This window comes from Geminicoccus sp., from assembly GCF_036263595.1.
Classification (GTDB): domain Bacteria; phylum Pseudomonadota; class Alphaproteobacteria; order Geminicoccales; family Geminicoccaceae; genus Geminicoccus.
This window is the reverse complement of record NZ_DATAGQ010000118.1, coordinates 1-21,592: the sequence shown is the minus strand read 5'-3', so window position 1 is coordinate 21,592 and position 21,592 is coordinate 1. Positions and strand designations below refer to the sequence as shown.

The window sequence follows — 21,592 nt, the reverse complement described above, 5'->3', positions numbered from 1 at the left end:
CGCAATTACCCTTCGCGCCGAAAGAGCCCCGGCGCGCCGCCGCGTGGATATCAGGAACTCCCCTGCGTATCCAGGATCGATGCAGGCCGCAGCCCCGTCCGGGCGCTCGGATCGTCAGGACGCGTAGTATCTCGCATGCCGCACATAGGCGAAGCTGCGATCGTCCAGGCCGTAGAGCGGCTGCTTCTTCAGGTCGACTGCGGTCAGCACGCAGCCGGCCAAGGGTGCCCGGACGTCGCGCAGTTCCGCCACGGCCAGGGCGGGAGCCGCGTCCACCACCACCATGTCCACGTCGCGCGTGAGCGAGTGGACGACCTGGCGCAGCCGCTCGCCGCTCTGGCTGGCGAGCGCGGTGCGGCCGGCGCTGCTGCCCGGCAGGATCTGCAGGCCGGAGCGAGGGTCGGTGCGCAATGCCTGCTCCAGGGTCGCCTTGCCCTGCAGGATCTCCTGGAGGCCCGGGCCCTTGTCCAGGCCGAGACGGCCGAGCACGGAGGGGTGGCGCAGGTCGCCGTCGATCAGCACGACCTTCAGTCCTTCGGCCGCAGCCATGCGTGCCAGGGAGATGGCGGTGGTCGTCTTGCCTTCGTCGGGCACGGCCGAGGTGATCAGGACCGAGCAGCCGCGCCCCTGCGGCCGGTCGAACCGCTGGGTCAGCGTGGCCAGCATGTCGCGCAGCGCCTCGCCGTAGCGGCCAAGGGGCTGGTCGAGCGGGACGTCGTGTGGGCGCAGCCGCTCGTTCTTGCGGACCAGGCGCGGCACCATGGCGATCGTCGCAAGGCTTGTGATCCTTTCCAGGTCGCGGGCGGTGCGGACCGAACGGTCACGGGCCTCGGTCAGCCAGACGAACAGGCCGGCCAGCAGGAAAGAGACGCTGCCGCCGACAGCCATGAAGGCGCCCTGCCTGGGAAACACCGGGGCCGAGGGCGGCGTGGCCTCGGACACGATCCGGGCATCGGGCGCCTGGTCGGCCAGGCGCTGGGTGATCTCCAGGAACCTCATGTCGAAGCTCTCGAAGGCCACGCGCCTCGCGCGCAGATCGTCTTCGAGGCCTGCGATCTCCTGGCGGCTTCGGACCAGACCGGCGGTGCTGCCCTTGATGGCCTCGATCTGGCTGGCCAGGTCGTCGGCCCGGGACTGGGCCACCTGGGCCTCCAGTTCCATCTCGTCGAGCATCCGGCGCTGCTCGGCGCGGATCTTGCGGGCGAGCTCGCCGCGCCGGCTGCGCAGGTCGACGACCAGCGGATGCCTGTCCCCGTACTGGGCGAGCAGCTCGCCCTCCTCGCGAGCACTGTCGGTCTCCCGCGCCATCAGGTTCTGGAACACCACGGAGCGGCCTTGGTCGACGCCGACCATGATCGTCTCGCCGCGGCTGACGGCTTCCTTCAGGCGCCGCACCCGGACCGAGCGGGTGCCAGCATCCATCTTCGCGTCCACGAGCTGGCGCGACAGGGTGCCGATCTGATCCTCGCCGGCGCCCAGGGCTGCGGTCAGGATCGGCTGGGAGGTGGTGCGGGCGAGGTTGAGGCGGGCTTCTGCCTCGAACATGGCGGCACGCAGCCCGTCCCGGCGCTGCTGCAAGCGCTGCGTGGCGCGCTCGGCCGCCGCGTGCTTCTCGGCGATGCGGCTGGTGACGAAGCCCAGGGCCACCTCGTTGGCGACGGCGGCGGCCTTGGCGGGATCGGTCGAGCGCCATGTGATCGCGATCACATGGCTCTTGCCCTCGCGCGCCACCTGGAGCCGGGCGAGAAAGGCGTCCAGCAGGCGGGCCGAGGGCTCCAGCGGCTCCACCGGGACGGTCGCATCCAGCGCCTCCAGCTCGACAGGAGCGCCGCTCGCCCAGGCCGGCGCGAGGCTGCCGACGGAAAGCTCCGGATCCTGGTCCAGCCCCAGCCGCTGCACGACTTCCCTGGCCAGCGCATGCGAGGCGATCTGCTGGACCTGGCTGTCCAGGGTCCCGCCCTCGGGCGCTGCCACCACCTGTTCCAGGCCGTCCAGGCCGCCATTGCTGACGGGCTCGTAGATCACCTCCGTCCTGGCCACGAAGACCGGCGTGATCAGCCGCGCCGTACCCAGGCTGGCGCCAAGGCCGATCGCGGTCATGCCGAGGATCACGGGCCAGCGGCGGCGCAGGATGCGCAGCTGGTCGATGATGCCGGCGGGCTCCGTACCCGCCATGCCGGCCGGACTGCGCTGCGCCTGGACCTGGTTCATGCTCCGCCTGCCTCGCTCGGGAAGTGGAACGAAGCATAGCCGGCTGCTGTGGATTATCAACCTATACAGGAGATTTTGTCAGACACTGCTACCTGAAGAGGAACGACGCCAGGCAGCGGGAAAGCGACGATCATGGCCGAACGAGGTGGTGGACAGCCTGACGACCGGCGGTGCCGCCCTCCGCTGGCGGATCCCCTCGGCCAGCGTCGGCTCGGCGACGGCGTCTTCCTGGTCCAGCAGCCGCGCCGGCAGGAGATCGGCACCGTCGATCGCCCAGGGCAGCGAGTTGTGGGCCTGGCGCCAGCTTGCGAGGTCCTTCAGGTCGGCCTGCCGGAGATCGCCCAGCACCGCCAGATCGCCGCAGGGCAGGGTCGTGCCCAAGGCCAGATCGGGCCTGGTCGAGATGTCCAGGAGCATCCAGCCGGCCTGCCAGGCGGCGGCGGCCAGGATCGCGTGATGCAACTGGGCGCTGTCGGACGCCTCCTGTCCGCCACCCGGCAGCGTCGCCATCAGCTCCCTCCAGCTGTCCAGCACCGGGGCGATGGGCACGGTCCGGACGTCGATGCCGAGGCGGCGGGCGGCGGCGATCGCATCATTCAGGTCCGCCCGGGATGTGGATGGTCCGGGCATGGCGAGCGCATGCACCCGGGAGGGGCCAACCGAATCCGCGGCGATCAGGATGGTAAGCAGGGAGGCCAGGCTGCCGTCCAGCCGCACCGATACGTCCGTCCAGCCGCCCTTCAACGCCTGGTCGGCCAGCCCCAGCATGACGGCGCGGTAGATGGCGGCCGGCCCCTCCCATGGCGCCGTGCGCCCGGCGGGCGCGGTCGGCAGCAGCGGACCATCCTCGTGCCGCTCCCAGCCGGTGGCGAGGAGGCTGGCCTGGAACATCGGGGCCAGGGCCACGAGCCGGCAGTCCGCATCCAGTGCGAAGGACGCGCCCTCGAACACGATCCCATCCTGGCCGCCCCAGGCATTGACCAGGACCAGCGGCAGCCCGGTCTCGGCCACGCGCTGGACCGCCAGCTGCTGGCGGACGTCGAACTGGTCCGGCGCGAACGGGGCGGCCGCGACCACGATCAGGACCTCGGCACCCGTTTCCGCCAGCGCTTCCGCAACATCCGGCGATTCCATGTCGGTGCCGACGATCACCCCCAGCCGAATCGGCGCGCCGTCGTCACGCGGCAGCGCGATCGGCCCCGGCACCGGCCCGGGTGCGAAGATCCGCGGCTCGTCGAACCCGGCTGCCCAGGAGAGCACCGTCTTCGCCCGCCAGCCGACCAGCCGTCCGCCCGCCAGCAGCGCCACCGCGTTGCACGGCGTAGCACCCGGTGCCGGGCGCAAGGGCAGCCCCAGCAGGATGGCCGGTCCGCCATCAGCCGTCTCCTGGCACAGCGCGTCCAAGGCGGCGGCAGCCTCGTCGAGCAGGACATCGTCGCGGCCGAGATCGCCGAGTGGCGCGCCCAGCAGCGCCAGCTCCGGGCAGACCAGCAGGTCCGCACCGTCCGCCGCGGCGGCGGCACGGGCGAGGCGGACACTGTCGGCGTTGCGCGGGACGTCGCCGAGCGTGGGGTTGAGCTGGGCCAGGGCGATCCTGAGGCGGGTCGGGGACATGAAGCTCCGTGCGGGCACAGGGCAGGGCGGAGCGATATGCCCTCGGGCCGGCGGCCATGTCTTCTCATTTCCGCGCCCGGCCGCTACGAAGCGGCCATCGTCCGCCATAGGAGTTCCGTCGATGCGTCCCCCCGTCATCCTGGCCCTGCTGATCCTGCTGCTGACCCCGGTCCTGGTCCGCATGATCGTCGGCCCGACCTCGACCGAGCAGGCGGAGGAGAACGCCCACGAGGCGACGCAGGACGCCATCCACGACGCGACGCAGCGCTGATTTTTTTGTCATCGGAGCGGGTTGCGTCCCGCCCGCCGCGGCGCTATCACCCCGCCACGCCGTATCGCCGGCCGCGCGCCCGTAGCTCAATGGATAGAGCATCTGACTACGGATCAGAAGGTTAGGAGTTCGAGTCTCTTCGGGCGCGCCAATTAAATCAAAGACTTAGCGGCAAGATGGTCCCTGGTCCCTGAAGCTTAGGTACCAGCTAGGGACCAGAGCGGCGGTGGAACGTGCCAGACAAGGAAGCGCCACAGCAGAGGGTTTGCTTCATCATCGGCCCGATTGGGGAAGCTGGGTCTGAACGTCGGCGCCATGCCGATTGGGTCCGTTTTGCTATCAAGGGCGCGCTAGAACCTACCTATGTAGTTCAGCGTGCAGATGAAGGACATCCTGGTCGCATCTTCGAGGACATCGTCCGTCGTATCCGTACCGCTGACCTGATCGTTGCCGACCTCTCATTCGGCAACCCCAACGCGTTTTACGAACTGGCAGTCGCCCACCAGAGCCAGCGCAAAGTGCTGGAGATCATCAAGGTCGGCGAGACCACACCATTCGACGTCATCGATCAACGCAACATCCGCTTCAACTACGAAAGGGTAGAGGAAGTTGATGCTTTCATCGAGGCGCTGAAGGTGCAGGAGGAAGTGATCTCGCGAGAAGGGTTCCGGCCAAACAATCCTATAGCCGCCGCGCTGGCAGCAATCGAAAATCCTGATGTAGATCGAGCAGCAGTCGATCGGGCCCAGCTGGAAAGCTTGGTCGCCACCGTCAGCGAGAACCAGCGCGACATCGCTGCCTTGCGATCCTTGGTGGTTGGCTCGCACCTGGACCGGTACCCGCTAGCACCCGGGCTTGGAGGGATCGACACGTTGGTCAGCAGTGGGGGAGGGCTAAGAAAGCTGGGAAGGCCTATCTCGTTGTCCACGATGACAGGCTCTCCAGTCGAAACCGGCTTGAGCCACCCGCTTGTCGATGCCCTTGCAAGGCATGAGGCGAAATAGATTATTGCTGACGAAGCGGTGAGAAGACCGAAGAAGAAGGCCGGCAACTGGTTCGGCAGCTTCCTCAGATGCAGCCAGTGCCGCTGCTAAAGAAACCTCTTAGGATCCGATCACGCACACGAACCAAACAAGGTCGGTCCTCGCCATGCCTAGTGGGTGCCGGTGAACGACATGGCAAACCTCTTCGGCATGGACCTCTCCTGGGTGAAGGAGTGGCAAACGCTGGTCGGCAGCATAGTCGGTTTCAGCGGCGTGGCGCTCACCATTTGGCTATCCGGTCGGAAGGACCGCAATCTCCTCAAGCTGAAGGATCAAGGCGAGCGAGATAGCTTGCTGGCCTCGATCAGTGCAGAGCTAGACCGCTTTCGGGATGACTTCACCTCAATGCTCCAATATGCCGAGGAACACGACTGTCACGTCATTCCAAAGCATCTTGATGAGCCCGTTATATACAAAGCAAATCTTGGCCGTGTAGGATTAGTCGGAAAGGATGCTGCGCAGGCCATTATACAAGCTTATCGCTATATCAAACGGTATGATCAATATTTAGCTAATACTATTGAGGATGCACTTAAAGATGGGCGAATAGGGTCGGCGGGCGATGAGTATTACGCGGTTCCTCCCAAGATTTTTGTTATATTGAAGCCGCTTATTCTTCTGTTCTTGGGCGAAATTGACAGGGCAATCCAAGTCATCAATGAACAGCTTAATCCTAAGCCGCTAAGGTCCAGGATGTGGGGGCGGTTGAGAGCTGTTACTAATCGAGAAGTGGGCTAGGAGGGCCCCCAGAAGTCCGATCTGGCACCTAGGCATATCCCATAGCCCAAACATTCAATCGGCCGCTGGCGGGCTTCCCCTGAGCCTTCATCATCGAAAAGACCACAAGTCACATAGCGCTGGACAAGACGACGCTGGTGGCTGCCACCGACCAAGAGGTGGAGCGAATCGAGCCAGTGTTCCGCCGAGCTGTTGGATCTGAAGGGACCAGTTGAGTCCTCAGCGGCTTCTACGGCTCTGTCAGGAGAGCGTCTGGATGATGCCTACATCTGGATCGTCCTACACAGGTGCCCCAATCTTCCAGTCTTCAGATCTCTCCCGAGATGCACTACTCAATAGAGAGGCCCGGATAGGTCATCTGGACCATTCACTGCCCAGGAGCCGGTAGCTCTGTCGGTTCGTTCGCCTAGGTCACCAACATGCCGAACATTCAGCCAGGCATCCTGAAGTGGGCTCGCGAGAAGGCAGGGCTCTCCCAGGCTGAGGCTGCCCGGAAGCTGGACCTCAAGGACGGACGACGCGGCGCTGGTAGCGAACAGATCACGGCGCTTGAGGAGGGGATGGCCCAGGTAACGCGGCCGCTCCTCCTGAAGATGGTGAAGGTCTACAGGCGGCCCCTGCTGACCTTCTACCTCAAGGAGCCACCAAGGGAGGGGGAGAGGGGGCAGGACTTCCGGAACTTGCCAGATCGTGACCCAGCGTCGGATGCCCTCGTCGATGCGGTGCTCAGGGACGTGAAGGCCCGGCAGAGCATGGTCCGCAGCATGCTGGAGGAAAGCGACGACCCACCGTCCATGCCCTTCATCGGATCCTGCCGCATTGAGGACGGAGTCGACACTGTCGTGGCTTCCATCCGCCGGACAGTCGGGTTCGACCTGACGGAGTTCCGGTCCCAGGATACTCCTGACGCCGCGTTTGCCCTGCTCCGGTCGAAGGTCGAGGCGATGGGGATCTTCGTGCTGCTCATCGGCAACCTGGGAAGCCACCACTCCGCGATTCCCGTGAAGGCCTTCCGCGGCTTCGCCCTTGCCGACAAGATCGCTCCGTTCATCGTCATCAACGATCAGGATGCGAAGGCAGCATGGTCTTTCACCCTGTTGCATGAGCTTGCACACCTCTGGATCGGGGCAAGCGGTGTCAGTGGCGGGCGCGCCGAAAGCCAAACCGAGAAGTTCTGTAACGACGTTGCGAGCATGACGCTTCTGCCGCCGGCGGAACTGTCCCAGTTGGAGATCCGCCGAGAAGCAGGTGAGGATGAGATCCTGGGAAGGATCGGCGAATTCGCCAGTGATCGGCTCCTCAGCCGGCGGCTGGTCGCGTACCGCCTGTTCCGGTCGGGGGTCATCTCGGAAGCGACCTGGAACAGAATCGTCGAGCGTATCGAGGTGGACAACCAGCGGCGGCGTGTGCCTCAGCGGGAGGCAAAGGAGAAGAAGGGCGGTCCGAACTTCTATGTGGTGCGGCGCCATCGGCTGGGAACGGCACTGCTCCGGGTAGTGGCGGAGAACCTTCAGGAGGGCTCCTTGACGCCCACTAAGGCGAGCAGGGTGCTGGGCATCAAGCCACGACAGGTTCCGGTCCTGCTCGGAACTGGTGGGCTGACTTCCAGGCCCGCGGCCTGATGCTGTATCTGATCGATGCCAACGTCCTTATCACGGCACACGATCAGTACTATCCCCTCGATGTGGTTCCCGAGTTCTGGGGCTGGCTCAGGCACCAAGGACGTCTAGGCGTCATCAAGATGGCTATCGAGAACTATGAGGAGATCGAAGACGGGAAGCCGACCCGTGGAACCGATCCCTTGTACGATTGGGCCCAGGAGCCGGAGAGCAAGGACGCGCTCCTGCTGAACACAGAGGTCGACGGGGATCTCGTTGTCCGGGTTCTGCATGAAGGTTACGCACCCGACCTGACGGACGATCAGATCGACCAACTGGGGCGGGATCCGTTTTTAATTGCCCATGCTTTGGCTGATCCAGCCAACCGCTGTGTCGTGACGACAGAGACGTCCAAGCCGAGGTTACAGGCCCAGAACCGGCGGATCCCCGATGCCTGCACCCGGGCCGGGGTGAACTGCCACCACACGTTCCAGATGCTCCGGCTGCTCAGGTTCTCGACGCGCTGGCGGCCATAGGTTGGCTCGTTCCTCGACCGACAGAGCGGCTGTTACGGACCTGGAAGTAGTTCGTCGGTCTAACTGCACATGCCGTTGGCTGCCCCGATCGATATGGACCTCCCTGAGCTAAGGCGGCACAAGTACACCCAGACGGCATGAGTGCGTGGCCAGCTAGCCTGCGCACTGTGTCAAATAACACCGGGAGGCTTAGGTTGATCCCCATGATCAGGACGTTCTTGGTAGCGGCGACCTCTGGCTTCCTATCGTTGTCTCTGGGATCGGCACATGGAGCTTCTTCCCAGCCGAGACTTGGCGATCCTCTCAGTGCTTGGCAAGCAGCATATCCAGCCGAGGAAAAAGGCTACATGACCCTCTACGACAGCCGCTTTGAGGTTATGTCGCTCGGAGGGAAGCTCGCAGACATCGTCGGGATCAGGTTCCCGAGCACCAGCCTGAGTGAGGCACGGGAGATCGTTGTGCCCCTTTTGCCTGAGGGCGCCGAGTTGAAGGAGACTTACACGCCTGAGGGTCGGCCAGGTACCAAGGTGGATCTTTATCATAGCGACCAACTTGCCCAAGCGGCTCCCGATGCCGTCTACTCTGGAGGCGAGCCTGGGGACTTTGTGGCGGTCTTCACGACCCTGAGCGACTCGACGATGATCACGCTGGGTCTGGGAAACAACCCATAGCCATAGCCAATCGACGTTCGGTTTTTAACGCTGATAAGTGCAGCCAAAGAGTTCCAAGGTCTCAAGAACATCGGTTCGAACATTGGCTTAGTACGTGAATCGGGAGTTCGAACGGCAGAATGTGCAGCCAAGCTAGCTGTAAGGTTGGTAGTGGTAGTAATGCCTCAAGTGCCTCACGCTGAGACTTCTAATGCCAGACTATGATTTTCACCAGCTTTCGCCTCATGATCTGGAGGTCCTCACACGTGATCTACTACAGGCGCATTGGAACATTACTCTCGAAAGCTTCAAAACCGGCCGGGATGGTGGGATCGATCTCCGCTATGCATCGGGAACAGATAACACGATAGTTCAAGTCAAGCATTACCTGAGAACTGGCTTCGATGGACTCCTGCGAGAACTGAAGAACGAGACCGCGAAGATCCGCAAGCTACAGCCACGTCGTTATGTCCTAGTTACCTCCGTTCCCCTATCTCCTCAAAACAAAGATGACATAATAAAACTCGTGGGAAGCGGCACTCTAAGCTACAGCGATGTTCTCGGTCAGGAGAGTTTGAACAACTTGCTGGGCCTATATCCTACGATAGAGCAAAATCATTATAAATTATGGCTAGCTAGTCGTGCTGTCTTAGACAAGGTTTTACACAATGCAGCTATTACTAGAAGTGAATTTAAAGCGTGTGAGGTTCACCAAGAGGCTCGACGGTATGTCGCAAGCAGTGCCTATCCCCAAGCACTCAAGATGCTGGCCGACCGACGAGTAGTTATCATCTCTGGCGCCCCAGGGGTAGGAAAATCTACCTTAGCAAAACTACTTCTCTATGGGCATCTTGAGAAAGGTTACCAAGCCGTTTTCATCGAGCGAGATATAAAGGAAGGCGGAGATCTTTTCCAAACTGGCGTGAAGCAGGTATTCTACTTTGACGATTTCATGGGAGCTACATTCTTAGGTGATCGATCTGCGCTGAGCACGACTGATCGCGCTCTCCTGAGCTTCATTGGGTTGGTTCGTGCGACACCTACCGCGCGCTTCATCTTAACGACACGTGAGCACATATATCTCCAGGCAATGGAACGTTCTGAACGTTTTCGTCACTCAGACCTAGATGACCTTCGGGTGCTACTCCGCATCCCTGACTATTCTCTCTTCCAGAAAGCTCAGATTCTCTACAACCACATATATTTTAGCAACTTGCCATTAGAGTATAAGGAAGAAATTCTGCATGATGATTACTATTTCAGAATCATCAAACACCAAAAGTTCAATCCACGGCTCGTTGAGTGGCTTGCCAGTTTTCGCAGGATTAGAAACATACCAGTTAATAAGTATCGCGCATTCATTCAAGATCTCCTGCAAGATCCTTCGGAAATATGGCGCCACGCGTATGAACAGGAAATTACAGATGCAACTAGGTCGTTATTGTTAGCCATGTTTTCTTTGAGTGGCAGAAGTAGTGAGAGTTTACTCAGATGTGCGTTCTTGTCATTGCATTACGTGCGGGCTGTACGTTACGGATTTCGAAGTTGCCCAGAAGACTTCCGCTTGGCTCTTCGCGAGGCAGAGGGAACCTTTGTCAGAATCACTAGGCCCGAATACATTGAGGTGCTAGATCCCTCGGTACTTGATCTAATGAATACCGTTTTGCGCTCAAACCCAGACAATATCGTAGATATTTTGGTCGGTGCAGCTAGCTTTGACCAGATCGAACAGCTGTGGTCATTTACAAAGGCTAGAGGCGGGATAGTAGCTATGACTTCGATCAGGTATGGTGTTACTAAGATCACAAGTTCGGTTCGTCGCCAGATGCTCGTGGATCGCAGAGTGGACCTTGGTGACGGAGCCATCGCATACCGAGGATCAACGTTTGAGCGGCGTCTCAGCACCTTAATCGACATGGCGGAGAGGCTTGAGCATCCGAGTTTTGGAGATTTGATCGAATCACTATTTGAGCGGTTGCAGCAAGAATGGAAGGCTGAGCAGAAAGTAGAAATCAAGGATGGGGTTGCAGTATTGCAAGTGCTAGATGCCATCGGCAGAACATCACAGGCGAAGTATCATCATATTTTGGTTTCTGTTCGGTCCGCCCTTCTCAAAGAGGCGGCTATGGGATGCAGTTCGGAAGAGCTTCGGTGCCTATTGACAGTATTTGATGTTACAAATAGGAAGGATGAACCTTATTTCGCGTTGCGCTCGGCGTTTGGAAATTTTCGTAAGGAAATATTCAGCACGGAGCTTGTCGAATGCTTTTCGCTAGAGGATTTCGATAATCTGACGGAAAACCTTGTAACGTTCCGGAAGGAACTCGGCGTAAAGATAGGTTCACTACTAGCGAATGTGGAGGAAGAAAGAAAAGATTTCAAGGAAAGTAATGATTATTATGACGAAGGGGAGGAGGATGAGCTGAGGCAGCAGTGGCGAGAGGAGCGTGCTGGTGCTCAGGCTGTATCTGATATGTTCGGGTCGCTAAAGGGCGAGCCCAGTTGAGAATGTGCTCAGTGGCTGATGCGGCGTAGCAGCAGGCTGCCCATGGCGACGTGGATGAAGGCCTCGGAGACATTGAGCCTGGCTTGGTAGTCGCGTATCAGGCGGCGCCAGCAGACCATCCAGCCGAAGGTGCGTTCCACCACCCACTGGCGCGGCAGGAGCTTGAAGCCAGGTTCTGGTCGATCCGCCGGATGATCCTCGACGACGAAGTCGAGAATGGCGGCTTTGCTCATCAGCTTGCCGCGGTCATACGCGCTGTCAGCGAACAGGTGCTTCGGCCATGGCTAGCGCTTGCGGATGGCGGCCAGGATCACCTGGGCGCCAGCACTGTCCGAGACATCGACGCTGGTGAGGTTGACCATCAGCAGCCGCCCATCCGCTATGGGCCACTTGCGGCCCAGGACCTTCTTGCCGCCATCGTAGCCGTTGATTTGCCCCGCGCGATGTGCCTTGACTGACTAGCTGTCGAGGATGCTGCCGGACAGGCTGGCTTGCCGACCACACTTCCCCGGTCCCGCATCAGCGCCAAGCCGTGGATGGTGCGGAACAAGAGCAGGCGAATGAAGCGGCGGAACCTCCAGTACACGGAGGGATGCGACAACTAAGGACGCCCATCAGCAGATGGAGATCGCTACGATGGGAGCGAACCTTGCTGTTAGAGCCTGACGATCCGGACCTTGTTAGCTCGTGCCTCTCCCAGGCCATCCCGAAGGATGCTCCGGATCTCCTCGTCTGGCACCCGGTTTCTTGATCCGGTAACGACCTCCACGAGGCAGTCGGGATCGAACCTCTTCCACCCCATTTCGATGTACATGATCGGTGTGCCGTTACGGTCACGGACCTTTGGTGGTGCCCGCATGAGAGTCATCTCGGGATAGATCGATAGGAACCGATACTCCTGTTCATGATCGAATGCCGGATCTTTGAAGAGCGCCGATAGCCGCACGAAGTAGGCACTGAACATGACCGATGCATCGGTCATGAAGCTCTTCTGGTCGTACTCGGTCAGGTCAAGTGCACCGGCACGCCAGAACAGCGACGCAAACAGTCGCAAAGCTGCAATTGCCTCAGCTCGTAGGAGAGCATCATCGTAGAGGACGGTGAGGGCTGACTTGATCGCGTCCTTACGCATGGCATGGGTGAGTGCATCCTCCAATGAACGAGACCTGAAGCCAAGGGCGAAGCCTTGGTGTGCGTCCCCATAGTAGCTCCACAGAGGCGTCACGGACCTATCACCGGAAAAGCAGATGGCGAAGCCCTGCGCGAACTCAGAAAGCCGGTTCATGTAGATGGAATCGAAGACGTCCAGGTAGGGCCCGAACTCGATGACGCTGTCGGCACAACACGTGTGCAATGTCTCAAGGCAAAGGCTCATGCCATGCCTGAGTTCATTTGGATCGTTCATCGTGTAAATGTCGCTTAACCACAAGGTCCCGTTACCTACTATGCCACGTAGTCCGTTCGCATCTGTATAGTGGTAGAGAACTTCCGGGCTGCCCCTCGCAATGGCCTTGCTGCCGATACTCTTGTGCATCGCACTCAGTTCATCCCTCGCTTCATTCAAGAAGCGTTTCAGGGGCTTGTCTCTTGTACGCATGAACCTATTCTCAGGTCTTCTCGTCGTGGCACAGAATATCTTGCAGGGATCAAGCGGCAAGCGGGAGCCCGAGAAAACGACGTAGAGCCCCATCCGGCTCATCCCTGGTATCTTTTCTACCCGGAACCGTGTCGTCCGCTGACGGGCTTCCCTGGGCCTCCTGGACCCTGGACATAAAAATGGGGAATGCAGAAGCACCCCCCGAGCAGGAATATGGAAAAAGAAGTCTAACTACTCCTCTACGGAAAAGCTAGCAGAACCACAGTAAATGTCCATGCGGTGCAAGCCAGTCGAACGGTGCCGAGTACCTGGGGCCAAGTCATCGAGTGCACTCCCCGACACCTTTGAACCAGCTTCGCCCCTTTGCCAAAAGCGTGCTGACTTCTACGGGAACTTGGCTGCGATGGCTGCGCGAGGCGCTGGCGGCGATCGGCGACGACGGGTGACTTCTGGATCGTTCGGCCTCTGCCTTGACGGTGCGGAACAGGGCGCGAGCCTGCTGTTGATAGGGGTATTCGTCGTCGCCATCGAGCCAGACGACCGTACCGGGGAAGCGGCCGCTGAACCCGATCGACACGTCTAGGAGACGGGCCCGGTCGATCACCTGGACTCCGTTCTCGACCGGGCCGGTCCACTGATCGAACTGGACCGAACCTGCCGTACACCATCCTTTTCGGACCATTGCCGCCAGCCCGGCGCACAGCCGGGTGATGGGCATGGTGGCTTCGAAGGCCAGCGCCTTTGTCGTCTGGAAGAGCTTCAGGGTGCCGTCGTCGGTCGTGGCGTACACCTTGCCGCCCATGCCGTGATCCTCATGCTGGAACAGGAGGTCTACCCGTTGGTGCATCCGGAAGGCGGAGGGGCGGCACTTGTAGGGCTGGTCGTGGTCGGAAACGGTTTCGAACACATGGGCGATGCCCTGGAGAACGATCAGGTTGCTCATGCCAGCGCTCCAGCCATGAGCAGGCGGGAATTCCACCGCGCCAGCGGCGAGCTCTGATCAGCGAGGGTGCCGATCTCCGCGCTGGCGTCAGGCAGAAGGTGTCCCCCTTCAACTTCGACCAGTGAGCCCCTGATCGCCCTCTCTCGCGCGACCGCCATGGAGAGCTTCTGGACTAGGTCGGCGATTTCACGGACGATTTCCACGTGGGCTGGCGTCGCCTCTGCAGCCCGTCGTCTCGCCTCGACCGCACGGACTGCCTCGAACGCGGCCTTCGCCTGGACCATCGCCGTCTGGGCGGCCCTGACTTCGTCTTCAAGCTCGACGATCAGCTGCATCAGGCGTGCAGGCGACATATCGGCGAAGGGTTCGGTCTTCGCCCGAACGACTGGCGCCATGCCGTCCCGGTCGTAGCCGTGGGACGACAGCGCCATCTTGGCGGCTTCAAGCCGCTCTGCAACTTCCCGGCGTTCACGACGGCGCTGATCGTAGAGGTTCCTGGCAACCTCATAATGATCGCCGACCACCTTGCCGACCAGCGCGTCTTCCTTGCGAGTAAACATGCCTCAAAGCTCCTAAATGAGGGATCTTCATTTTAATGCCCTCAGGATAGGAACCCACCAGGGAAAGTGGGAATGCTATTTTTTTCCCTGGGAAAGAATGTTGTCGAGGTGCCGAGAACTCGTGATGGCCCTGGCTCCCGTCTTCAACGACCGCCAAATGTGTTCCTCAATTTTCCCGATGATTTCGGCGGGAGGCTCCGAGGTGCAATGCGCGTGTCGTTTCCATGCCCCCTCCTGATATTTCACGATCAGCCGTGCCAGCGCATCGGTGCGTTGGCCGGGGAAGCCGGGGAGCATCGCCGCCGCATTGCAGTAGTGGCTGTTCCGCGCTCGGACCGCCCGCCCGTGAAGGGCCTTCTGGCGCTTCCTGTCGCCGACTGTTCGGGCAAGGTCGGTAACCGCCAGGATCGCGATCCTGTGGCGCTCGCTGGCGACATCGGCAGCTTCGAGCAGGTCGTCCAAGAGGGTGTTCGCGGAGGCATTTGACACGGGAACCATCCCTTGAGTTGGGTTAGAAGTCCTCTGTGTCTGTATTCGAAGGGTTATTTTCTTGATGCCCGATCATGACCAGCTTGGTGCTGTGATCGGGTGATGCCTGACCAAATTGTGCAGGCCGGCCAGTGGCTTACGCAGTTGCTGGGTAGTTCGATTCGGGGGGGTCACAGGCAGCAGAAAACTTAGCTGCAGCTAAGTTTTCTCCGATTCACAGATGTTGAGAAATGACGGCTGCCAATGTGGTCCAAGACGCTAGGCCTCAGGGATCTGACCCACCCCCTCCCTTACCCAGAACCGCCCACACCCTCTTCCACTTCCCCGAGGAAAAGGTCGCGCGACCGGCTAGAACGTGGTCGAGGTCGTTGTCCTTGACCCTGACCACGGCAAGCACGTCCGCCCGACGCTCGGGCATGGCTGTCAGGACCCTGCGCAGACGTGCGAGGCGTTCGGCGTCATTCATGCCCAGAGACGGCGTATAGGGGGCGCCAGCGCTACGAACCGGTTCCGGCTGAGGCACCCGGCACGTCCACGGTGTGTGCACCTCCCGGTGCCGCTCGCTGGCCATCTTGACCTCTTCCAGCGCCTTCTCGGCAGCGCGGACGGACCCCCGGTCCAGGAGCCGGTTGACCTCCGCCATCCGCTGCCCAGTGCACCGTGTGCACCCGCATTCGGCCGGGGAAACCTTCAGGCACGTGGGCCCGTGCCGGTGCCGGTGGGTGATAACGTTGGCATTCACAGCCACCCGCGCGTCGTTGATGAGGTGCTGAGGGGCGCCGTTGCGGCCCAGGATATCCAGGCCTCGGAGTGCTGATTCGGCGCACCTGAGACAGCCGCATTTTGTGGGGGGAATTGACCTCACGACACATCCCTCCCGGCGCACCGTTCGGGAACTGAGCCAGGGAGTGGGGTGCGGGTTTTGCGGGTCTGGAGGGTTTGTGGCCCGCTGCTCCTATAAGATGTCATACATTGATTCATGAATCCGTGTGTCTGAATCTGTCGATTCGTATTCTGACACTCTCGCGTAAGAGGGTTCAGAAAACCCTCCCAACCCGCATAACCCGCACCAAACGCCCCGTTCATGTGGCTGCCCTTTCGACTCGCCACCTCATTCCCGTGCGGATTTCCTCCATCCTCACGAACCTCAGGCCGCCGTCGATCCGCCCCTCGTGCTTGGCGATCCACCGACCCAAGCGGCGACCGTTGACCTCGCCGCGCTCGCCCGCGATGGCGAGCATCGCCTCCTTCAGGTCACCAACCGCATCTGCTGCTGCCTGGGCGACCGTCGTTGACCCGGTGCCGTATCGGGCGGTCCAGGCGGTCAGGATCGCTCCCAGTTGCTCCTTAATCGGATCGTTGGCTTCAATCCGGGCACGGGTGAGCAGTGGGTCCGCCTCGCCCAGCCAGATGAGGGGGAAGCGGCACCAGCGTTCCCATTCCTCGTATCGACCGAAAGTCGAGACGTTCTCCGGCCTGGGTCGGCCCGCGACCACATGCGCTCTCAGGATACAAAGGATCGCGGCAACTATCTCCCCACGGTGCGCTGGCACCCATTCGTGAAGATTTACCGGGAACTCCCGCTCTTCCGGCCTTTCGACCTTGGGATCGATCCGGACCATGCTCGTCCGTTTCGAGAGGTCGCCGGCGATGACGAGGTTGTTGCCGGTCGCACACCATGTGGTTGTGGTTGGCACTTCGACGGTCTTGGTCTGGCCCAGAATTCGATCTCGGTAAGAAGTCTCGGTCAGGATCGAACAGAGCGCATCCGAGCCTAGGGGGCGTTCCACATTGTCGATGACCGCCAGCGCATCGCCCTCTAGCAGGACAGCCAGGAGACGTTTGCGCTCGGACTCGACGTCATCGGCCTGGCTCATCATCGACGGGGCTTTGCCCGTCACGACATAGCCAGGGAGGGATGCTAGAAGTGTTTTCCCTGAAGCCATGACGGGTGCCGTGATCAGCGTCATCGGGGCAGCACGAACGATCGTTCGGACGACGGCGGTGATCAGATAAGCCAGCCATGCGGAACGGTCCGCGTCGGTAGCGAAGGGGAAGTCCTGGACGATCGCCTTGAGGTACTTGAGGCTGGCCAGCGCTTCGTCCTTGGTTGGCTGGTCAGGCACCTCCGGGAAGACCATGCCGCCCAGATCGAGGAAGAGTCCGGTGTCCGGGTCGTAGCCAGGACGAGAGAGGATCGACCCGTCAGGCTTGATGGTCGGCGACTGAACAACCGCCCGCAGGGTACGCACGTTTGGCCAGTTACCCACCCCAGCGATGACGGCCTCTGCAAGATCACGAGGACAATCGGCGGGAAACCAATCTTCGGCGCGCTTGTCGTACTTGAGGAACCTCAACAGCCGCGTAAGCGTGACCCTCATCGTTGGCTGGTCGTAGGGGACGATCTGAAGAGACCCGGCCGCACGTGTGATGGACCCTGAGGAAATGTTCTCTCGACGCGCGACCCGCACCAGCTGCCCACCGCGCTGAAAGATCTGGTCGACCTGGGCGCCAAGTTCTCGTTCACATCTCTCGACGGCCGCATGAAGGAAGCTGCCAGCCAGCTTGAGCTCCGGTCTTTCGTCGTCAGCCAAGTCGCCGCGAACTTCGTCGTAGGTCTCGATCGCCTCGCGGATGCGGATGAGCCGCCGCGTGGCGTCCTGGGCTTGGAGGTTCCCCGAACCAATTTGGCCATGAGGGTAAAGTCTCAAGGTTCGAGCAATATCGCCCCAGGGAAGACCCGCACGATGCAGGGTAACCGCCAGGGACAGATCCAGGCCCGAGGCGCTGGCGTCACTGCCGGGCCCGATCTTGGTGCCTTCACGCCATGCGGCAGCCAGCGCCTCGTCGGCAGCGAAGAAGTTTTTGATGGCGTCAGGAAGCTCACCAGGGGTGCCGCCGCCCTCAACCGGCATGCTCCGCCTCTGGCTAGTCTTCTTCCGAAGCCATTTCTTGTCCTTCACATCGCCCCTGGCTGACTGTTTGAGTTCGTCGAGACGCTCGATCAGCCAAGGTATCGCCTCAGTAGCGTCGCTGATGGCCTTGCCGTTGATGCTTCGTCCGTCGATTGCAAAGAACCGTTTCGCGAAGTAGAGGCCAATTTCCGGAGTTTCGTGCCCTAAGCCTTCAGATCCTTCGGGGCGGGGGAAATGGGGAAGAGTAACTTCTCTCCCGAGCTTGCCGCCTGGAAGCGGCAGGTCGCCGGAGAGGAGGCAGAAGATTTTTACGCCGGTGCCGGATGGCGAAACTTCCGCGTACGAGTCGAATTGGTCGATGACTTCCTGTGCCCAACCCTGGATCTCGCCAGTCGTCGGGGATCGGCAGAGATCGAGATCGACGCCAACGATCATCGTTCTGTCGTCGAGGTCACCAAGGAAGACAGCAAGCTGGTAGCCAGGGTGCTGGGTGGTGAACTCGATCGCCTCTTCCAGGGTAACCCAGGTTGAAGCGTCGTTGGACTTCGCCTTGAGAGGCTTGCCCTCGCGGTCCTTCTGGCCAGTTGCGCGGTACGGAACCTTCGTGTCGCGACCGTTAACGCGTTCCGAGAGCCAGACGCCGAAGCGTCTGCCGAGGTGGCCGAAGGTTTTTTTGGTCCTGTCGTTGTTGTTGTCGGTGGGAGGGACAGCGCTATATTCCGCCGCGTCCTCGTAAGAGCCCGATCCGGCTAGCACCGGGTCGGGCGCGATGTCCTCGCTGTCCATGATCAGGCTGCCCGCACCGGGGCCTGGATCTTCGAGGCCTTCCAGCGGTCGAAATCGCTCTTACGCACCCCCAACCGGCGCGGCGAGATCTGGACCACGGGAAGCTCGTGGCGTGGTCCCCTATGGAACGTGCTCTTGCTGCACCCAAGGTCGGCAATCAAAAAGCCAAACGAGAGTACGGGGTCGCGCTCGACTGGTGCGAACACATTTTGAGACATTGATTAGCACCTCTAGCAAGGTGCCGTCTGGGGCACCTGGGTTTCGGGGTGCCGCCCAATCTTCACATATATTCAGGAGGTGCGAGTCAGTTAACTCCTGCGTTTTTCTGACTCGTCCCGCTCCTCCTCGATTTTCTCCCTGAACTCCTCAGCCGCCCGCGCAACCTTTGCGGCCGCTTCGCACTCCTGGGTGACGACGGCCGCTACGTGCTCGATGAACGGCTTTTGTATTCGGTACTTTAAGGCCAGCCGCCGTGCCTTCGCGTCGCGCGTCCCGCCACCGGCAGCAGCGTCGACAACCTCCCCCGCTGCCTGGGCCGGCTTCAAGCCACCCTGGACCGCTTCGTGCATCTCATCATGGAGCAGGCGGAAGTCGCCACTCTCGGAGGGCCGCCCCTTCGACTTCTTCGCGAGGAGTTCCGTTAGGGCGTCTCCACGCAGCTGTTGTGCGGCCAGGAGATAGCGTTCGTTGCCGGTATCGCGCCAGAGACGGAAGAGGCGGATCTTCTCGGCAGCCTCGACGGTGTCCGGATCTTCGCTCATCGATCAGCCCTCATGAGTTTCACAACATTCGTGGGCGAGGACTTGCCGTTCGCGACCTGATCGATGTGCGCTGCCCACTTATCCAGGGCTGCCCTCTTCGGCCCTCGGTATTGTGCGTGGTTGTACACTCCGGCCACACCCTGCTTGCCGATCCCCAGGTGGTTCGCAATGCCTTCAACAATGTGAGGATCGATAGCGAGTTCGTTCATGCCGGTGATCACGGTGTGCCTGATATCGTGGATGACCCAGAGCGCCTCGTTCGTCTTCTTCTTGCCTATCTGCTCCGCCCGAAGGCTCGCCAGCCGCTTGTCCAATTGAGCCTTGGCCACTGACCAGCCCGAGAACGGACCAGCCCTGCGACCGAAGACGAGATCACGACCCTCATCTCGATCAGCGTGACGAGGCCTCAGGATGGCCAGCGCCGCATCGGGCAGCGGCACCTCGTGCGTCCGGGCATTCTTCGTCCGTGACGCGGGCAGGACCCAGAGAGCGCGGTCCATGTCGACCTCAGACCACCTCATTCCGGCGACCTCATTGGCGCGCTGGCCAAGGAGAATGAGCAGCCTGACGATGTCGCGGTAGTCGGCCGCAGAGCCGTCCAGGGCATGCCAGATCAGTCGAAGCTCTTCCTCAGCCAGAACTCGATCACGCCGTCTCTCGGCAGCTGGGGGGGCCGTCCCGACCACCGGGTTGGTCTCTGCCAGACCTTGCTTCATCGCCCAGCTGAACGTCGTCGACGTTGCTGCTCTGACCCGGTTCGCCATGATCGGACCGCTCGTCTCGACCAGGGCCTGGAACCTCTCGGCAAGGTGCCTCCGGGTCACTTCGTCGACCGGCAGATCGTGCAACGGCTTCATGTGAACGTTCAGGGACCTCTTAGTCTCGACCAAGGTCTTTGGCCTCTGGCTCTTCTCGGCATAGATCCGGATGAATTTCTCGACGAGGTCGCCGAACGTCATCTTCTTTGGGGCGCTGGCCTTGGCTGCCCGTTCAGCCAACGGATCGGCACCATTGCGGATCCGACCGATCTCCTCTGCCGCTTTCTTGCGCGCATCAGCCAGGGAGAGGGCGGCCACCTCTCCGAGCAAATACTTCTTCCGTCTGCCATCCGAGTCGTACCGGATGACCCAGGTCCGCCGGTTTCCCTGGATGCGGACGTAGAGACCCTTGACGATCTTGTCGGCGACGAACGCGTCCGTGCTGCCCGCTGGAGCAACCAGCTTGTCCACGTCCTTCTGGGTCGAGAATGCCATCTGCGGCGACCTTCTGACGAAGTTCAGGTACCAGCCAGGGACCAAAGTGGTTGGTACCTGACGGTACCTGGAGGCAATCCCTGGAACTGCTCGTCAGAAGGTTTATCAGGCTAACCATAGGGAGTCTTGTATCTTTCAGTCCCATTCGATGTCAGGGACCATCATCTACTTCTGACTACGGATCAGAAGGTTAGGAGTTCGAGTCTCTTCGGGCGCGCCATAAATGGGGAATAGTGGAACTCGGTCCGTTGGGCCTCAGGCTTACGTGCCAGTTATATACCGCAGAGCCCGTGAATCTACGGGTTGCCCCTCGCCGCGAGAACTCTGGCGAGGTCAAGGTAGGCAGGGCTGGTTTTTCGATAGCCAGCGTGAGGAGCCACTGCGAAAGCAGGTGAGCTTTCCATTCCCTCTAGCGGCATATCTGGAGGACCGCACCAATCAGGCGCTTCCGGGGACTAGTATCGACCGAGCGTCTAAGCGACCATAAGGCCAGCGAAGTAATTGGGTAGGAAACACGAGGCGTGCGGTTCTTGATCCGACTTCGTGCAAACCTCCTGTAGCATCTCGCCCCCGTCGGCTGCCAAGACATTGTCTTGGGAACATCCGCCTGCCGTCGTCCGTCAGCAGTGACCACAAGGATGCGGTCGTTCAAATGGGCGCTCCTCACGTCACTATCATTGTGACAATCGCCAACATCACCGCTAGCTTCTTCACAGGCCAATAAGATCTGCAGGTAGCGGCGGCATGTCTGAAGAGTTCCGGCAGAGGTTCATCACTTTCACCCAGCGCATGGTTGCACTCGCACTACGTTGTGGAAATGAAGAAAGTACAAAACTTTTCCTTATCCTGCCGTTCCTGAACTTTCTGGGATACGATGATCGCAATCCTGATGAGTCTGTCCTGAACACCACGCTGACTTCTCGGAAAAATACAAGAATCGTGTAGACTTTGCGATTCTTATGAAGAACTCACCAGTCATTGTGGACTGCACCCCATTTGAACCGGACAGGGTCGATAGCCGATAAGGCATAGGCATACGCCTATGGATAAGGTCATGGCTTCTGATCCAAACGGACCCCCACCGCGCATCGAGGTGATCACTGCCGTCCAGCGTCGGCGCC

At 60.6% G+C, this 21,592-nt stretch carries 18 protein-coding genes, 1 tRNA gene and 1 pseudogene; 9 read left to right on the top strand and 11 right to left on the bottom strand.

The window, feature by feature from the left end:
* Positions 1–114: 114 nt before the first annotated feature.
* Together VHL31_RS10845 and VHL31_RS10840 are read right to left on the bottom strand one after the other, a co-directional pair.
* Positions 115–2,211 carry a GumC family protein gene (locus VHL31_RS10845; RefSeq protein ID WP_329661225.1) on the bottom strand — a complete coding sequence of 699 codons (2,097 nt, stop codon included), beginning with the start codon at positions 2,209–2,211 and terminating at the stop codon, positions 115–117.
* Positions 2,212–2,289: 78 nt separating this feature from the next.
* A complete protein-coding gene (locus VHL31_RS10840) occupies positions 2,290–3,825 on the bottom strand; it encodes a nitrilase-related carbon-nitrogen hydrolase (RefSeq protein WP_329661224.1) in 1,536 nt (511 codons plus the stop codon).
* 121 nt (positions 3,826–3,946) lie between these two features.
* Here VHL31_RS10840 and VHL31_RS10835 point away from each other — a divergent pair, with 121 nt between their 5' ends.
* From VHL31_RS10835 to VHL31_RS10800, 8 genes are all read left to right on the top strand, one after another.
* Positions 3,947–4,096: a hypothetical protein gene (locus VHL31_RS10835; RefSeq protein WP_329661223.1), complete on the top strand. Its 150-nt coding sequence runs from the start codon at positions 3,947–3,949 to the stop codon at positions 4,094–4,096.
* A gap of 75 nt (positions 4,097–4,171) precedes the next feature.
* Positions 4,172–4,247: transfer RNA gene (locus VHL31_RS10830), tRNA-Arg, on the top strand.
* Positions 4,248–4,329: 82 nt separating this feature from the next.
* Positions 4,330–5,100: a hypothetical protein gene (locus tag VHL31_RS10825; RefSeq protein WP_329661222.1), complete on the top strand. Its 771-nt coding sequence runs from the start codon at positions 4,330–4,332 to the stop codon at positions 5,098–5,100.
* A gap of 171 nt (positions 5,101–5,271) precedes the next feature.
* Positions 5,272–5,877 carry a hypothetical protein gene (locus VHL31_RS10820; RefSeq protein WP_329661221.1) on the top strand — a complete coding sequence of 202 codons (606 nt, stop codon included), beginning with the start codon at positions 5,272–5,274 and terminating at the stop codon, positions 5,875–5,877.
* Positions 5,878–6,296: 419 nt separating this feature from the next.
* Positions 6,297–7,499 carry an XRE family transcriptional regulator gene (locus tag VHL31_RS10815; RefSeq protein ID WP_329661220.1) on the top strand — a complete coding sequence of 401 codons (1,203 nt, stop codon included), beginning with the start codon at positions 6,297–6,299 and terminating at the stop codon, positions 7,497–7,499.
* Positions 7,499–8,011 carry a DUF4411 family protein gene (locus tag VHL31_RS10810; protein ID WP_329661219.1) on the top strand — a complete coding sequence of 171 codons (513 nt, stop codon included), beginning with the start codon at positions 7,499–7,501 and terminating at the stop codon, positions 8,009–8,011. Before VHL31_RS10815 ends, VHL31_RS10810 begins: the two co-directional genes overlap by 1 nt.
* 347 nt (positions 8,012–8,358) lie before the next feature.
* The gene (locus tag VHL31_RS10805) at positions 8,359–8,682 is read left to right on the top strand and encodes a hypothetical protein (protein ID WP_329661218.1); all 324 of its coding nucleotides are present in this window, start codon (positions 8,359–8,361) and stop codon (positions 8,680–8,682) included.
* Positions 8,683–8,872: 190 nt separating this feature from the next.
* Positions 8,873–11,167, top strand: coding sequence for a restriction endonuclease (locus VHL31_RS10800; RefSeq protein WP_329661217.1), 2,295 nt, complete (start codon positions 8,873–8,875; stop codon positions 11,165–11,167).
* An 8-nt stretch (positions 11,168–11,175) separates the two neighbouring features.
* On the opposite strand, the pseudogene VHL31_RS10795 reads toward VHL31_RS10800, so the two are convergent.
* The 9 genes and pseudogenes from VHL31_RS10795 to VHL31_RS10755 all read right to left on the bottom strand — a co-directional run.
* Positions 11,176–11,756, bottom strand: a pseudogene (locus VHL31_RS10795) (transposase); the annotation flags it as partial.
* Positions 11,757–11,822: 66 nt separating this feature from the next.
* Positions 11,823–12,857, bottom strand: a complete 1,035-nt coding sequence (locus VHL31_RS10790; protein ID WP_329661216.1) for a DUF2971 domain-containing protein — start codon at positions 12,855–12,857, stop codon at positions 11,823–11,825.
* A gap of 226 nt (positions 12,858–13,083) precedes the next feature.
* Positions 13,084–13,707, bottom strand: a complete 624-nt coding sequence (locus VHL31_RS10785; RefSeq protein WP_329661215.1) for a hypothetical protein — start codon at positions 13,705–13,707, stop codon at positions 13,084–13,086.
* A complete protein-coding gene (locus VHL31_RS10780; protein ID WP_329661214.1) occupies positions 13,704–14,267 on the bottom strand; it encodes a hypothetical protein in 564 nt (187 codons plus the stop codon). The genes VHL31_RS10785 and VHL31_RS10780 overlap by 4 nt, the downstream gene beginning before the upstream one ends.
* Before the next feature lie 75 nt (positions 14,268–14,342).
* Entirely contained in the window at positions 14,343–14,729 is a 387-nt protein-coding gene (locus VHL31_RS10775) for a hypothetical protein (protein ID WP_329661213.1), read from the bottom strand.
* A 292-nt stretch (positions 14,730–15,021) separates the two neighbouring features.
* The gene (locus VHL31_RS10770) at positions 15,022–15,399 is read right to left on the bottom strand and encodes a hypothetical protein (RefSeq protein ID WP_329661212.1); all 378 of its coding nucleotides are present in this window, start codon (positions 15,397–15,399) and stop codon (positions 15,022–15,024) included.
* A 439-nt stretch (positions 15,400–15,838) separates the two neighbouring features.
* Positions 15,839–18,457: a hypothetical protein gene (locus VHL31_RS10765; RefSeq protein ID WP_329661211.1), complete on the bottom strand. Its 2,619-nt coding sequence runs from the start codon at positions 18,455–18,457 to the stop codon at positions 15,839–15,841.
* Between the two features lie 308 nt (positions 18,458–18,765).
* Complete coding sequence (locus VHL31_RS10760; protein WP_329661210.1) at positions 18,766–19,218, bottom strand: hypothetical protein; 453 nt, start codon at positions 19,216–19,218, stop codon at positions 18,766–18,768.
* Positions 19,215–20,471 carry a tyrosine-type recombinase/integrase gene (locus VHL31_RS10755; RefSeq protein ID WP_329661209.1) on the bottom strand — a complete coding sequence of 419 codons (1,257 nt, stop codon included), beginning with the start codon at positions 20,469–20,471 and terminating at the stop codon, positions 19,215–19,217. Before VHL31_RS10755 ends, VHL31_RS10760 begins: the two co-directional genes overlap by 4 nt.
* 744 nt (positions 20,472–21,215) lie before the next feature.
* Here VHL31_RS10755 and VHL31_RS10750 point away from each other — a divergent pair.
* Positions 21,216–21,416, top strand: coding sequence for a hypothetical protein (locus VHL31_RS10750; RefSeq protein WP_329661208.1), 201 nt, complete (start codon positions 21,216–21,218; stop codon positions 21,414–21,416).
* Positions 21,417–21,592: the final 176 nt, after the last annotated feature.

Excerpts from the sequence above, each read along its gene's own strand:
- VHL31_RS10790 (WP_329661216.1), bottom strand. The coding sequence starts at position 12,857 with ATGGGGCTCTACGTCGTTTTCTCGGGCTCCCGCTTGCCGCTTGATCCC.
- VHL31_RS10755 (WP_329661209.1), bottom strand. The coding sequence starts at position 20,471 with ATGGCATTCTCGACCCAGAAGGACGTGGACAAGCTGGTTGCTCCAGCG.
- VHL31_RS10765 (WP_329661211.1), bottom strand. The coding sequence starts at position 18,457 with ATGGACAGCGAGGACATCGCGCCCGACCCGGTGCTAGCCGGATCGGGC.
- VHL31_RS10840 (WP_329661224.1), bottom strand. The coding sequence starts at position 3,825 with ATGTCCCCGACCCGCCTCAGGATCGCCCTGGCCCAGCTCAACCCCACG.
- VHL31_RS10750 (WP_329661208.1), top strand. The coding sequence starts at position 21,216 with ATGTCTGAAGAGTTCCGGCAGAGGTTCATCACTTTCACCCAGCGCATG.
- VHL31_RS10835 (WP_329661223.1), top strand. The coding sequence starts at position 3,947 with ATGCGTCCCCCCGTCATCCTGGCCCTGCTGATCCTGCTGCTGACCCCG.
- VHL31_RS10800 (WP_329661217.1), top strand. The coding sequence starts at position 8,873 with ATGCCAGACTATGATTTTCACCAGCTTTCGCCTCATGATCTGGAGGTC.
- VHL31_RS10770 (WP_329661212.1), bottom strand. The coding sequence starts at position 15,399 with ATGGCGGAGGTCAACCGGCTCCTGGACCGGGGGTCCGTCCGCGCTGCC.
- VHL31_RS10760 (WP_329661210.1), bottom strand. The coding sequence starts at position 19,218 with ATGAGCGAAGATCCGGACACCGTCGAGGCTGCCGAGAAGATCCGCCTC.
- VHL31_RS10805 (WP_329661218.1), top strand. The coding sequence starts at position 8,359 with ATGACCCTCTACGACAGCCGCTTTGAGGTTATGTCGCTCGGAGGGAAG.
- VHL31_RS10820 (WP_329661221.1), top strand. The coding sequence starts at position 5,272 with ATGGCAAACCTCTTCGGCATGGACCTCTCCTGGGTGAAGGAGTGGCAA.
- VHL31_RS10810 (WP_329661219.1), top strand. The coding sequence starts at position 7,499 with ATGCTGTATCTGATCGATGCCAACGTCCTTATCACGGCACACGATCAG.
- VHL31_RS10845 (WP_329661225.1), bottom strand. The coding sequence starts at position 2,211 with ATGAACCAGGTCCAGGCGCAGCGCAGTCCGGCCGGCATGGCGGGTACG.
- VHL31_RS10785 (WP_329661215.1), bottom strand. The coding sequence starts at position 13,707 with ATGAGCAACCTGATCGTTCTCCAGGGCATCGCCCATGTGTTCGAAACC.
- VHL31_RS10815 (WP_329661220.1), top strand. The coding sequence starts at position 6,297 with ATGCCGAACATTCAGCCAGGCATCCTGAAGTGGGCTCGCGAGAAGGCA.
- VHL31_RS10780 (WP_329661214.1), bottom strand. The coding sequence starts at position 14,267 with ATGTTTACTCGCAAGGAAGACGCGCTGGTCGGCAAGGTGGTCGGCGAT.